9 protein-coding genes are annotated in these 13903 nt (G+C 58.5%); all 9 read right to left on the bottom strand.

The window, feature by feature from the left end:
• Positions 1-363: 363 nt before the first annotated feature.
• The 9 genes from E308F_RS07550 to E308F_RS07510 all read right to left on the bottom strand — a co-directional run bounded on the left by E308F_RS07550 (position 364) and on the right by E308F_RS07510 (position 13840).
• Entirely contained in the window at positions 364-2046 is a 1683-nt protein-coding gene (locus tag E308F_RS07550; RefSeq protein ID WP_141264340.1) for a ribulokinase, read from the bottom strand.
• 44 nt (positions 2047-2090) lie between these two features.
• Positions 2091-5783 (bottom strand): PolC-type DNA polymerase III, encoded by a 3693-nt coding sequence (locus tag E308F_RS07545; RefSeq protein ID WP_253260424.1) that lies wholly within the window; start codon positions 5781-5783, stop codon positions 2091-2093.
• A gap of 18 nt (positions 5784-5801) precedes the next feature.
• Positions 5802-7523, bottom strand: a complete 1722-nt coding sequence (locus E308F_RS07540) for a proline--tRNA ligase (RefSeq protein WP_141264339.1) — start codon at positions 7521-7523, stop codon at positions 5802-5804.
• A complete protein-coding gene (gene ispG, locus E308F_RS07535) occupies positions 7510-8601 on the bottom strand; it encodes a flavodoxin-dependent (E)-4-hydroxy-3-methylbut-2-enyl-diphosphate synthase (RefSeq protein ID WP_141264338.1) in 1092 nt (363 codons plus the stop codon). Before ispG ends, E308F_RS07540 begins: the two co-directional genes overlap by 14 nt.
• Positions 8602-8611: 10 nt before the next feature.
• On the bottom strand, positions 8612-9622 hold the full coding sequence (gene rseP, locus E308F_RS07530; protein ID WP_141264337.1) for an RIP metalloprotease RseP: 1011 nt from the start codon (positions 9620-9622) through the stop codon (positions 8612-8614).
• A gap of 361 nt (positions 9623-9983) precedes the next feature.
• Positions 9984-11141 carry a 1-deoxy-D-xylulose-5-phosphate reductoisomerase gene (locus E308F_RS07525; protein ID WP_141264336.1) on the bottom strand — a complete coding sequence of 386 codons (1158 nt, stop codon included), beginning with the start codon at positions 11139-11141 and terminating at the stop codon, positions 9984-9986.
• Positions 11142-12242, bottom strand: a complete 1101-nt coding sequence (gene ytvI / locus E308F_RS07520; protein ID WP_141264335.1) for a sporulation integral membrane protein YtvI — start codon at positions 12240-12242, stop codon at positions 11142-11144.
• Between the two features lie 5 nt (positions 12243-12247).
• On the bottom strand, positions 12248-13045 hold the full coding sequence (locus tag E308F_RS07515) for a phosphatidate cytidylyltransferase (protein WP_141264334.1): 798 nt from the start codon (positions 13043-13045) through the stop codon (positions 12248-12250).
• Between the two features lie 18 nt (positions 13046-13063).
• A complete protein-coding gene (locus tag E308F_RS07510; protein WP_172613876.1) occupies positions 13064-13840 on the bottom strand; it encodes an isoprenyl transferase in 777 nt (258 codons plus the stop codon).
• Between the last annotated feature and the right edge of the window lie 63 nt (positions 13841-13903).

The raw sequence follows: 13903 nt of genomic DNA, 5'->3' as shown, positions 1-13903 counted from the left end.
AAACAACCTGAAAATAGTATAGCACAGGTTGCTCCGGGCTGCAAGGGAAAAAATAAATTGGCCTATGCCCCCCCGGTTCAGATCGCTTAATGGGAAGTTGCATTTCTCTACCCTTTAGCGCGAAATGCAAGTTCAAGCATTTAAAAATACGCGCGGTATTCTAGCGGCCGAGGATGCCCCGGAATGGGTTAACAACCCCGGCGCTGATTGGGTGAAAAATTGCGGCAGCCCATGGCTTCCCCCTTAGTGTTAAGTTGTACTTAACCCGGATATCCCCCACCCTCTCCACACCATCGCCGTTTTTCCTCCGCTTATGTTCCCATTTTCATAATTAAGCCAGGTTTAATGAGGAATTGTACCCCTCTACATCTTCCGCAAATGATCCTCCAGCACCATGCCCAGGGTCAGATAGTCCCGGTACAGCTCGCGGTACCTGGCGGCATTTTCAGGGTCAGGGATGTACGTTTTGGCGAAACCGCAGCCCATCTTTTCCTGGGCCGCCTCCACCGTCGGGTACAGCCCGGCAGCAACGGCGCCGAACATGGCTGACCCCAGGGCGCAGGTCTGGTCCGAGGCGGCTACTTTAATGGGCATGGCCAGCACATCGGCCAGGACCTGCATGACAAAGTCGTTCTTCCTGGCGATGCCGCCCAGGGCGATAACTTCTTTGATTTCGATGCCTTCTTCCATAAACCGGTCGTTGATGGCCCTGGCTCCATAGGCCGTGGCCTCTACCAGGGCGCGGAAAATCTTAGGCGCGGTGGTTCCAAGGGTCAGGCCGGTAATGGCTCCCTTCAGTGTCTGGTCCGCGTAGGGGGTCCGCCGGCCGTTGAGCCAGTCCAGGGCCAGTAATCCCGTCTCACCGGCGGGGATCCTGGCTGCTTCTTCTGAAAGGCGCTGGAGGAGGCGGCCTTCTATCTCTTCTTGTAGCTTTGCCCCGATTTCCCTGTCCACCAGGGAGATTTCTGGCAGCAGAACCTCCAGGGGCCAGGAAAGGAGGTCTTTGAACCAGGCATAGACGTCGCCGTAGGCTGACTGGCCCGCTTCCAGGCCGATGAGGCCGGGTATGACCGAGCCGTCTACCTGGCCGCAGATGCCGCCGATTAATTTATCGCCGATTGTTTCCTTAGGAGCAACCATTATGTCGCAGGTGGAGGTGCCCATAATCTTCACCAGGGCTCCGGGGGTGATCCCGCCGCCCACGGCGCCCATGTGGGCGTCCACGGCCCCTACCGCTACCGCGATCCCCGGCGGTAGACCGAGCCGCTCCGCCCATGCGGGCGTGAGATTCCCGGCCCGGGTAGCGGCGGTGTACGTCTTGCTGTAGAGCCGGTCGCGCAGGCCCTGCAGGAGGGGATCGATACGTACCAAGAATTCTTCCGGCGGCAGCCCTCCCCATTCTTCGTGCCACATGGCTTTATGCCCGGCCGCGCAGCGGCTTCTCTTGAGTAGCCGGGGATCTTCGGTGCCTGTGAGCAAGGCTGGTATCCAGTCGCAATGTTCCACCCAGGAATAGGCTGCTGCCCTTACCGCCGGGTCGTGACGTAAAACGTGGAGGATCTTGGCCCAAAACCACTCGGAGGAATAGACCCCGCCTTCATATTTGGTGAAATCGCTGCCGCCCCAATGGCGGGCCGCATAGTTGATCTCCCCGGCCTCTTGCACGGCGGTATGGTCCTTCCAGAGGATGAACATGGCGTTGGGGTTCTCGCTAAATTCTTCGCGCAGGGCCAGGGGGCGTCCGCCAGCATCGACAGGACCCGGTGTTGAACCGGTGGTGTCGATACCGATGCCCACCACCCGCTGCGCCGCCCCCGGCGGGAGTCCAGCCAGGGCCCCCTTGACGGCGGCTTCCAACCCTTCGAGATAGTCCAGGGGGTGCTGGCGGAATTGATTCTTGCCCGGATCGCAGTACATACCTGCGGCCCAGCGCCGGTAATATGCCACCTCTCTGGCCAGCTCTTCTCCGGTGACGGCATCGACCACCACCGCCCGCACCGAATCGGTGCCAAAGTCGATGCCGATGACCAGATTATTATATTTCATTAATATCCCCCAATCTATATGCTAATAAAGCTAAAGTGGGAGTGTTATAGAAAACCGCCAAAAAACGCCAGCTGATCGGAGGCAGGCAAGCCGGCTAAGGCACCGTGTTTCTCCAGGGCTTCGATGACCGTTTTGCTCACCCGACTGCGGCGCTGGAGGTCCTCAAGAGAGGTAAAGGGCCGTTCCTGGCGGGCGCGGACGATAGCCTCGGCCGCCGCCTGACCTACCCCGGGCAGGGCCGCCAGGGGCGGTAACAGCTTACCCTTGCCCACCTGAAAACGGCTGGCAGCCGATCTTTGCAAATCAATGCGCTCCATGGTAATGCCCCGGCAGTACATTTCCCGGGCTACCTCCAGGATGGTGAGGATGTTCTTCTCCCGGGCGGTGGCCTCACTGCCCTTTTTCTCCAGGGTCGCGATTTCCTCCTGGATACGGGGCAGGCCGGCAACGACAATATCGGCGTCGAATTCATCGGCGCGGATGCTGAAAAAGGAAGCGTAGAAGGCCTCCGGGTAATAGACTTTAAAGTAGGCGATGCGGAAGGCCATGGTTACGTAGGCCACGGCATGGGCCTTGGGAAAGAGATAACTGATTTTTTTGCAGGACTGGATGAACCATTCGGGTACTCCTGCCGCCCGGATGGCCTCTTCATACTCTTTTTTTACACCCTTGCCTTTACGCACATCCTCCATGGTCCGGAAGGCGATATCGGCCACCACGCCGTGCTGCATGAGGTAGTTCATAATATCATCACGGGTGGAAATGGCCTCGCTGAGTTTGGCCGTGCCGCTTTTAATTAAATCCTGGGCGTTGTTTAACCACACATCGGTCCCGTGGGAGAAACCGCTGATGCGGACCAGCTCGGCGAAGGTCCGGGGCCTGGTTTCCTCCAGCATCTGGCGGACAAAACGGGTGCCGAATTCGGGAATCCCCAGGGTGCCGACCTGGGAACCGATGTCTTCCGGCCGCACCCCCAGGGCCTCGACACTGGAAAAGAGGGACATGGTCCGGGGCTCATCCAGGGGGATCTCACGGGCGTCGACACCGGTGAGGTCCTCCAGCATTTTGATCACCGTGGGGTCATCGTGGCCCAGGAGGTCCAGTTTCACCAGGCGGTGGCTGATGGCTTCATAGTCAAAATGGGTGGTGATGGTATTGCTGCCGGTGTCGTCGGCCGGGCGCTGCAATGGCGTAAAGAGATGGATATCCACCCGCCGGGGGACAACCATGAGCCCCCCCGGGTGCTGGCCCGTGGTCCTCTTGACGCCGGTAATCCCCCTGACCAGGCGGTTGATCTCCGCCTGGCGGGCCTTGAGGCCCCGCTCCTCCAGGTATTTATGGACAAAACCGAAGGCCGTGCGTTCGGCCAGGGTGGCTATGGTGCCGGCCCGGAATACATGGTCTTTGCCGAAGATTTCTTCGGCGTACTGGTGCGCCCGGGGCTGGTATTCCCCGGAAAAGTTGAGGTCGATGTCCGGTACCTTGTCGCCTTTGAAGCCCAGGAAGACTTCAAAGGGGATGTCATGGCCGTCCTTTAACAACCTGGTCCCACAGCGGGGACAATCTTTCGCCGGCAGGTCGGCGCCGCAGTTGACGCTGCCGTCGGTAATAAACTCGCTGTAGCGGCAGGCGGGGCAGCGGTAATGGGGCGGCAGGGGGTTTACTTCCGTAATCCCGGCCAGGGTGGCCACCAGGGAAGAACCCACCGAACCCCGCGAGCCTACCAGGTAGCCGTCTTCGTTGGATTTTAATACCAGCTTGTGGGCGATTAGGTACAGCACGGCAAAGCCGTGGCCGATAATGGATTTCATTTCCTTGTCCAGGCGGGCCCGGACAAGTTCCGGCAAGGGGTCGCCGTACCAGTCATGGGCCCGGGTGGTGACAATCCGGGTTAACTCTTCTTCGGCGCCGGGGATCTCCGGCGGGTAAAACTCGTCGGGGATAGGCTTTAACTCTTCTATCTGGTCGGCAATGAGCCGGGGATTGGTGACTACCACCTGGCGGGCCGTTGCGGCATCCAGATAACTGAATTCCGCCAGCATTTCTTCCGTCGTCCGGTAGTAGAGGGGGGCCTGGACCTCGTCGGCATAACCCTGCCCGGCCTGGAGGATCTGACGGTAGATGGCATCCTCCGGGTTTAAAAAGTGAACGTCACCGGTAGCCACCACCGGTTTGTGAAGTTTTTGGCCCAGGGCGATAATTTGCCGATTCATGTCCATCAGGGCCTGGCGGTCGGCAAGTTTACCTTCCCGGATTAAAAAATCGTTGTTGGCCAGGGGCTGGATCTCCAGGAAATCATAAAAGGAGGCAATCTCCTCCAGGCGTTCGGCGCTTGCCCCGGCCAGGTAATGCCTGATTAATTCCCCGGCCTCACAGGCCGTACCTAAAAGGAGCCCCTCACGGTACTGCTGGATTAAACGGCGCGGCAACCTGGGTTTGCGGTAAAAATATTCCAGATGGGCCCGGGAAACCAGGCGGTATAGATTTTCTAATCCCTGCTTGTTTTTCACCAGCAAGATGATGTGATAAGTCTGCTGGCGGTCGGGTGGCTGGTCGTCCTCATCAAAAAGGTAGCCCTCCAGGCCGTAGATGATTTTTACGCCGTATTTACTTCCGGCCTCGGCGGCTGCCGGGAAGGCCTGCAGGACGCCGTGGTCGGTGATGGCTATCGCTCCATGGCCCCACCGGGCCGCCTGTTTCACCGCCGCCGCTACCTCGGTTACACCGTCCATGGCGCTCATCTTGGTATGGAGGTGCAGCTCCACCCTTTTTTCCGGCGCCGTATCCCGCCGCTCGGGGCGTTCCCCCCGGGCGACGGCGTCGGCAATCAGCACCAGTTCCTGGCTGTAACGGTCGTACTGGACCGGGCCCTGCACCTGCACCCATTCTCCAGCTGCCAAACCGTTCTCCACCAGGGGACCGGCGTCGGCAAAGGCTTTGACGCTGATGGAGTCGGTATAATCGGTGAGATTAAAACTTACCAGCCAGCGCCCGGATTTCAGCTGCCGCGCCGTAAAATCCAGAACTTCCCCCTGGACGGCAACCTGCTTTTCCTCCTCCTGGATTTCCTTCAAGGGCAGGAAAGGAGCCGTAATCTTTTTCCCCAGGAGGAAACCGTTGTCCATATTTTGCCGGCTGTTCCCTTTTTTCTCCTGGCCGTCCTTTTTAGCCGGGCCGTCTTCCTTTCCCACGTCGGCCGCTTCTTCCCTGACCCGGACTAAACGCTCTTCCTGGAGCCGGCGGGAAACGGCCGCCAGTTCTTCCTGGTATTCCCGGTCGGCGACCAGTTCCACCTGCACCTGGTAGCCATACTGCTGCAAGACTTCCTGCAAAACCCTGTCGCCCCGGCAGGACCGTAAGGCCTCCACGGCCAGGGAGACCGGTAGTATCAACTGCAACACCCCAGCACCGGGTTCCAGCCGCGCCCCGGCCAGCCAGGCCGAGGTACCATTACCCAGGCGCCGGGCCACCTCATCCAGGATGGCGGCCTTCTTTTCCCGGCAAAAGGTTGCCAGGTCGGCAGGGGGTGAAGGTCCCAGGATATTAAATATAAATTCAAAGCCGGGAAACTGCCGCGCAAGGAGCTGCCGGCAGGCTTCAATATCCTCGGGTTCCAGGTTGCAGGGAGGGCAGAGGGAAAGGTAACATCTGCCGCTCTTGCGGTCAATTGTAACTTTATGCACGGCCCCCTGCCGGAGTAATTCCTGCCACAGGTTTTCCCTGCCAGCCATGGCCATCAATCCTTACCCCAATCGTTACCGGTACTTTTCCATTTCCCGGGCTAGCATTTCTTTTACCCGGGGCACCAGTCCTTCCCGGGGCAGGGCTAATTCCTGCCCTCCATGCCGCCATTTCACATCCACCGTACCCTGGCTCAGGGTTTTTTTACCTATAGTCAAGCGTAATGGATAGCCTATAAGGTCAGCTTCGACAAATTTCATGCCGGCCCGTTCGTCGCGATCATCAAGCACCACCTCAACACCGGCAGCCAACAGCTCCTGGTAGAGGCCTTCGGCCATTTCCCGCTGGCCGCTGTCCTTTAAAGAGGCGGGAATAATGACCACTTCATAGGGAGCAACGCTCAAAGGCCAGATAATGCCGTGCTCATCATGGTGCTGCTCGACGACGGCGGCCATGGTGCGGCTGACGCCGATGCCGTAACAGCCCATGACAATGGGATGCTCATGGCCCTGCTCGTCGGTATAGGTGGCGCCCAGGGGCTGGCTGTACTTGGTACCTAGCTGGAAAACCTGCCCGACTTCTATCCCGCGGGCCTGGCTTAAGGGGGCGCCGCACTGGGGACAGGGTTCTCCCGCCTCCACCTGGCGGAGGTCGGCAAAGGCTTCCGCTTTAAAGTCGCGGCCGGGGTTGACGCCTACCAAGTGGTAGCCTTCCCGGTTGGCACCGGCTACAGCGTTAACCAGGTATGGAATCTCCAGGTCGGCGTAAATTGGTACACCCCTTAAGCCCACCGGCCCAACATAACCTACCGGCGCGCCGCTTACAGCCATCACCTTCTCGGGGTCGGCCAGGACGAGATGCCGGCAGCCCAGGTAATTCTGAAGCTTTACTTCATTGAGTTCCCGGTCACCCCGGACCAGAGCGGCCACCAGCTGCCCATCGGCCTCATAAAAAATGGTTTTAATCAGCCTATCCGGGGTGATCCCCAGGAAGGTGCTAACTTCGGCTACCGTTTTCTGTCCGGGGGTAGCCACTTCTTTAAGGGACTGCGGTGTTTCCGCTACCGGTTTGGGCAGCGCCCTGGCCGCGGCAATTTCGACGTTGGCCGCATAGTCGCACTTCTGGCAGTATACCAGCAGCGCCTCCCCGGTAGATGCCAGGGCCATAAATTCATGGCTGTAGTTGCCGCCAATGGCGCCGGTGTCAGCCTGGACCGTCCGGAAATCCAGGCCGCAGCGGCGAAAGACATTGCTGTAGGCCTGGTACATTTTGGCATAACTCTGGTTCAGCCCTTCCTGATCCCGGTCAAAGGAGTAGAGGTCCTTCATGATAAATTCCCGGCCTCTGAGAAGGCCAAAACGGGGCCGCCGTTCGTCGCGGTATTTATTTTGAATCTGGTACAGGAGCAAGGGTAATTGTTTATAGGAGCTGACTTCGCTCCGTACCAGGGCGGTGATAATCTCCTCGTGGGTGGGACCCAAGCAAAACTGGCGCTGGTGCCGGTCCCGGAGGCGGAACATTTCCTCCCCGTAAACCTCCCAGCGACCGCTTTCCTGCCAGAGTTCGGCCGGCTGGATAATGGGTAGAACAACCTCCTGGCCGCCGGCCCGATCCATTTCCTCGCGGATGATCCGCTCTAGTTTGGCCAGCACCCGCCGTCCCAGGGGTAAATAAGTATAGATCCCGGCTGCTGCCTTGCGTATGAAGCCGGCCCGCAGTAATAACTGGTGGCTGGCGATCTCGGCCTCGGCCGGCGTTTCCCTTAAAGTCGGTGCCAGTAATTCACTCGTGCGCATTCTCTTCCTCCCCTTCTTCTGCTGCCAGGCGCCTGGCTTCTTCAATAAGGGCCCGGGCCATATCCTCTTCCTTGACCTTGCGGACGGGACGACCGTGGCGAAAAAGAAGGCCGAAGCCAGGACCACCGGCAATACCGACATCGGCCTGGCGAGCCTCGCCGGGGCCGTTGACGGCACAGCCCATGACGGCTACCTTCAGGGGCCTGGCTACATCCTGAAGGTCCTGCTGCACCCGGGCTGCCACCCCTTCCACATCTACCTGGCAGCGGCCGCAGGTGGGGCAGGAAATAAGCTCGATGCCCCGCCGGCGCAGGCCCAGGGAACGCAAGATAGCAAAACCGGCTACCACTTCCTGCACAGGGTCGCCCGTCAAAGATACCCGGATGGTATCGCCTATCCCTTCGTTAAGTAAAATGCCAATCCCTACTGCCGATTTGACAGCTCCCTCCAGGCCGCGCCCGGCTTCCGTCACCCCCAGGTGCAGGGGATAATCCACCTGCCCGGCCAACCGGCGGTAGGCCTCGATCATCAATGGTACCTCCGCAGCTTTCAGGGAAATTTTTATGTCAAAGAAATCCAGGTCCTCCAGCAGGTGGACATGTTTCAAGGCGCTGGCTACCATGGCTGCGGCCGTTACACCGCCATGGGCGGCCATGGCCTCCTTCTCCAGGGAGCCGGCATTGACGCCGATGCGAATGGGTACCCGCCGGGCAGCCGCTTCCCTTACTACAGCCTTCACCCGCCCGGGCCCGCCAATATTCCCTGGATTCAAGCGCAGGCCGTCAACCCCGCCTTCCAGGGCGGCCAGGGCCAGGCGGTAGTCAAAGTGAATATCGGCGATAATGGGGATATCCACCTGCGCTTTGATCCTGGCCAGGGCTGCTGCCGCTTCTTGATCCGGTACTGCCAGGCGGACTATTTCGCAGCCGGCCCGGGCCAGCCTCTGGATCTGGGCAACAGTAGCGGCGATATCCCGGGTATCGGTATTGGTCATGGACTGGACGGAAATGGGCGCCCCCCCGCCTACGGCCACCTTGCCCACCCGGATCTGCCGCGTTGGCCGGCGCTTAATCTCCATTAAGGTCACCTCAGCTGAAGATGCGGATTAAATCGTGGTAGGTTATTAAAATAAGCAGGCCCATGAGGAGGGCAAAGCCGATGAGGTGGATTAAATTTTCTTTCTCCGCGCTTATTGGCCGGCCCCGCACCGCCTCCAGGCTTAAGAATACCAGCCGGCTGCCATCCAGGGCGGGAATGGGCAGCAAATTGATGAGCCCCAGGTCCAGGCTTAAAACCGCCATGAAGTTCAGGACGTTGGCCAGGCCATAGGTAGCCGCCTGACCCACCAGCTGAATTATGCCCACCGGCCCGACAACCTCGGGGGCCACCTTGCCGGTAACCATTTGCACCAGGCTTAAGATAATAAGCCTGGTAATTTCATAGGCCTGTCTGAGGCCCAGGATGATCGAGGTCCACAAACCCTGCCGCTCCCAGGTAGGGCCGATACCAATCATGCCTACCCCTGACTGGGGATCCCTGATGGTGGTCAGGGTCACCCGCTGCTGCCGGCCGTCCCGCTCGATTGTGAGGATAATTTCCTCCCCCGGATGCTGGTAGATCTGGTGCACCAGGTCGCGCCAGCTATTGACCGGTGTATTGTCGACCATTAAGATTTTATCCCCCGGCTGTAAACCCGCCCTGGCTGCCGGCATCCCAGGTTCCACACGGCCGATAACATTAATATCCGCCGGTATGCCCAGGACCATAAAAACGAAAATAAAAATAAGGACGGCCAGGAGGAAATTCATGCCTGAACCGGCGGCAATGACCCCCATGCGCTTAAGCAGCGGCTGCCGGTTGAAGCCCCGCGGGTCGTCGAGATCCGGGCCCTCCATCCCGGCCATGCGGTTAAAGCCGCCCAGGGGAAAGGCGCGTAAGGAGTAAACCGTCTCCCCTTTTTTCACCTGCCAGATGGCCGGCCCCATACCGATAGCGAACTCTTCCACCTTGATGCCGGCTTTTTTGGCCGCCAGGAAGTGCCCGCCTTCGTGGACCATGATTAAAATACTGAAGATAACCAGGGCCAGGATAATGGTCACTGGGCTTCAGCTCCTTCGAAAATTTGCTTCTACCAAAAATGGTTCTTAATACTATCCCTTAGCCTGGACTGGACGGTACAGGCTCCAGGCTCCGGAGGTTCTCGGCTAGCAAACTTGGCGCTCAGCCTTGCTCGGCGGCGGGGGTGGCCCGACTTTGTTTCTTTGATCAACCATAACGGGGCGTGGCATTTCTCATTCCTGAAGCTACGTTATGATCCCCATCCCGTTCACCGCCGCCTCACTATGACTTAGCTGAGTTTGCTGACGCCTCGAGCCAAGTCGCTTTCCGCCTGTACCATCCAGCCCCTTGTCTGCTACATTTCCATAATTCGTGGGGCGGGCGTCAGCCCCCATGAGGGCTTCACTTACAAAACCCTTCAGCCACTTCTTCCGCCCGTCGCCGCGCCCAGGCGTCGGCAGCAAGAACTGCTTCCAGGTCAGTAGCCGCTGTCGGCCGGTGTTCTTCCAGGACCCTGGCTACGACCTGGCTGATGGCTGTCAGCGGTATTCTCCTTGCCAGGAAATACTGGACGGCCACTTCGTCGGCGGCACTTAAAACCGCCGGGTAAGTCCCCCCGGCCCGGCCGGCGCGGTAGGCCAGCTCTAGGCACGGGAAACGTTCCAGGTTCGGCTGGCTGAAATCAAGGTGTCCCAGGGCCGCCAGGTCCAGCACCTGGCTGTCTAAATCCCAGCGTTCCGGCCAGGTCAGGGCGTACTGGATGGGCAGGCGCATATCGGCGGGCCCCAGGTGGGCAAAAAGGGCACCGTCACTGTAGCGCACCAGGGCATGGACGACGCTCTGGGGGTGGATCAAAACTGCAATCTGGTCATAGTCCAGGTTAAAAAGGTGTTTGGCTTCAATGACTTCCAGGCCTTTATTCATCAGGGTGGCCGAATCTACGGTAATCTTCGGCCCCATCACCCAGGTAGGGTGATTTAAAGCCTCCTCCGGGGTAACGGCGGCCATTTCTTCCAAGGTTTTCTCGCGTAAAGGCCCCCCGGAAGCCGTGATGATCACTTGCATCACCCGGCCGCCCTGGCGCAGGCACTGGAAAATGGCGGAGTGCTCGCTGTCGACCGGTATAATCTGGCGTCCCAGAGCACGGGCCCGGCCCATGACCACCTCACCGGCAGCTACCAGGATCTCTTTGTTGGCCAGGGCAATATCCTTACCGGCCTCCAGGGCGGCCAGGACCGCCGGCAGGCTACAGGTTCCCACCATAGCGGCCACTACCAGCTCCACCTCGGCCAGGCAGGCGGTTGCCAGAAGGCCTTCCTCTCCGGCCAGGACCTTGACCTTTAACCCGCTAACCCTGGCAGCCAGTTCCCTGGCCCCTGCCGGGTCCAGGAGGACGGCCAGGCGGGGACGAAACCGCTTTACCTGCTCGGCCAGGAGTTCTACATTTCTGGCGGCTGCCAGGGCGGCAACCCTGAATTGCCCGGGATGGGCGGCTACAACCTCCAGGGTCTGGCGGCCGATTGAGCCGGTTGAACCTAGAACTGCTATCTCTCTGACCACTTATTTAGTCACCCCCTGCCGGGAACGCGAAAAAGCCTTTAAGACTACCAGCGTCATGGGCCCAATGACCAGACCGGCAATCCCCAGAAGCTTCAAGCCGGTGTACAGGGCAATCAAGGTTGTCAACGGGTACAGCCCCAGGCTGACGGCCACCAGTTTGGGTTGCAGTACCTGGCGCAGGATAATGATAAAGGCATACAGGGTTAAAAGGGCCAGCCCCAGGCCATAATGGCCCAGGATAAATTCGACAATGATCCAGGGAATGAAAACCGTTCCCGGACCAACAATGGGCAACAAATCGGCCAGGCCGATTAAAAAGGCCAGGGTTAGGGCATAATCAACTCTTAAAATTAAAAGCCCGATAATACTCTGGGTCATCTGCAGGCTTACCAGTAAAATTTCTGCCCGCAGGTAACCGATAATAGCCTGGCTCAAGGAGCTGAAAACCTTACTCATCCGTTCCCGCCAGGGCGGTGAAACTATCTGGAGCAGGGTGCGGAGGATAAAATCTTTATCCCGGCTGAAAAAGTAAGTGGCCACCAGGGTAATGATCAGCGAAATAAAGAGTTCCGGTAGGGAACTGATAAAAGCTATTAGCCACTGGACCGTAAGGCCAAGCAGGTTCTTCAGCCAGGCAACCGCATTGTCCAGGAAGGACTGCAGGGTATTCAAGACTTCAACGGGCAGGTTACCCGCAAAATAAAAACTCTGGAGGCGGGTAAAATACTCCTGGAAGGCAGCCCCCAAGGCCCGTGCCTGGGCCGGCAGGGTTAAGGCCAGGCTCTCCAGCTCGACAATCAGGTTGGTCACCAGATAAAAGATAGCTATGCTAAGGATGGCTAGAATAGACAAGAGGGTGATAATTACTGCCCAGCCACGGCCTATTTTAAGCTTGCTTTCAATAAAGTTAACAACCGGATCGATAATTGCTGCCAGTAGGGCGGCCAGGGCAAAGGGCAGCACTACCGGTACCAGGGCTCTAATGATTTCCCCGGTAGCGGGTAATATGTAATAAAAAAGCAACAGGAAAAGGAGGGCAGCCATTAAGGCTACCAGTAAAGTTTGAAAGGTTTGTTTAAACCGATCGTCAAAGTTAGCCAAAGGTTTCACTCCATTTTTGGTAAAAAGAAGACCAGATAATAGTATACCACCGGAGCCACCAGGAGCAAACTATCAAAACGGTCCAAAATTCCCCCGTGTCCTGGTAAAAGCCAGCCGCTGTCCTTAACCCCTGCCTGGCGCTTAAAACCCGATTCAATTAAATCGCCGGCTTGGGCGGCAATAGCGGAGAGTATTGCCAGCCCTGCCAGTAGCCAGCTATTTAAAGCCGGCAAAATGAGAGGGCCCAAAACTTCAGCCATCACTAAAGTTACCAGCAGGCCGCCGATGGCCCCGGCCCAGGTTTTACCGGGGCTGAGGCTGGGCCAGGGGTGGCGGCGGCCGAAGATACGGCCGCAAAAATAAGCACCGGTATCATTGGCCCAGGTCATGAGGAAGGTCAGGATGAGGATCGCGGCACCGCCGGGTAAAAGGCGGAGCAAAGGCAGGTAAGCCAGCAGCCCCCCTACATACCAGCTCCCCAGTAAGGTTATGGCCACATCGGCCGCTGCCACGCGGGGAAACAGGGTCAGGAAGAGTAAGAGCATCCCCACTGTTAGTCCAGCACCCGGCCAAGCGACCATCCCCTTATTAAGATATGCTGCCAGGACAAACATCAGCCCCCCTATAATACCGGCCGGGACCAGCGGTTTTAGCTTCAGGCAGGCGGCCAGGTGGTAAAATTCCACCAGCCCGGTAAAGGCCACCAGGATTACCAGCAGGAGGAACCACCAGCCACCCAGGTAAGCCGCTCCCAGTAATAACGGGATACCCACCAGGGCAACTAAAATTCTGGTGCCTAGCACAATCAACACCACCACGGGTCAATTTTTTAGGCCGCCGAAACGCCTTTCCCGCTGCTGGTAAGCCAGCAGGGCCTGGCGTAAATTTTCCCGCCGGAAATCAGGCCAGCAGACATCAGTAAACCATAGTTCGGTATAGGCCAGCTGCCAGAGCAAAAAGTTGCTGAGGCGCATTTCCCCGGAAGGGCGAATTAAGAGATCGGGGTCGGGCAGGTCTCCGGTATAAATGGCACCTTTAAGCACCCCTTCGTCTATATCCTCGGGACGGAGTTTACCGGCCAAAACTTCGCGGGTAATCTGCCGGCAGGCATCCACCAGTTCGGCCCGACCGCCATAGTTGAGGGCCAGGTTGAGGATGAGCCGGTTGTTGCCGGCCGTTTCCCGGCGGGCTCGGGCCAGTTCTTGCCGGGCCGCTAATGGCAGGGCTTCCAGGCGGCCAATGGCCCGCACCTGGACCCCTTCTTTCTTTAATTCGGGTAACTCCCGGTGCATGTATTCGACCAGGAGGTTCATTAACGCTTCCACTTCTTCCCGGGGTCTTTTCCAGTTTTCTGTAGAAAAAGCATATACTGTAAGGATGGCAATGCCCCAATCAACGCAAGCTCGGACAATATCGCGTAAAGCCTCGACCCCCGCCCGGTGGCCGGCCGCCCGGGGCAGGCCCCTCTTCCTGGCCCAGCGACCATTGCCGTCCATGATAATGGCTACATGGCGCGGTAGCTTGCCTGGTTCGAGTTCCGTATCCTTCGTTGCCTTGGTTGGTCCGGGGCGGAGCCATCTGGTCAGGAAACCAGCCACCAGTTTCCCCCCTAATGCTAGCAGCCTATAAAACAAACCCCCTCAAGGAGGGGGATTGTCGCC

This window comes from Moorella sp. E308F (assembly GCF_006538365.1).
GTDB lineage: Bacteria > Bacillota > DSM-521 > Neomoorellales > Neomoorellaceae > Neomoorella.
Note: the sequence above shows the minus strand (reverse complement) of the source record. Positions and strands in the feature narration are given on the sequence as shown.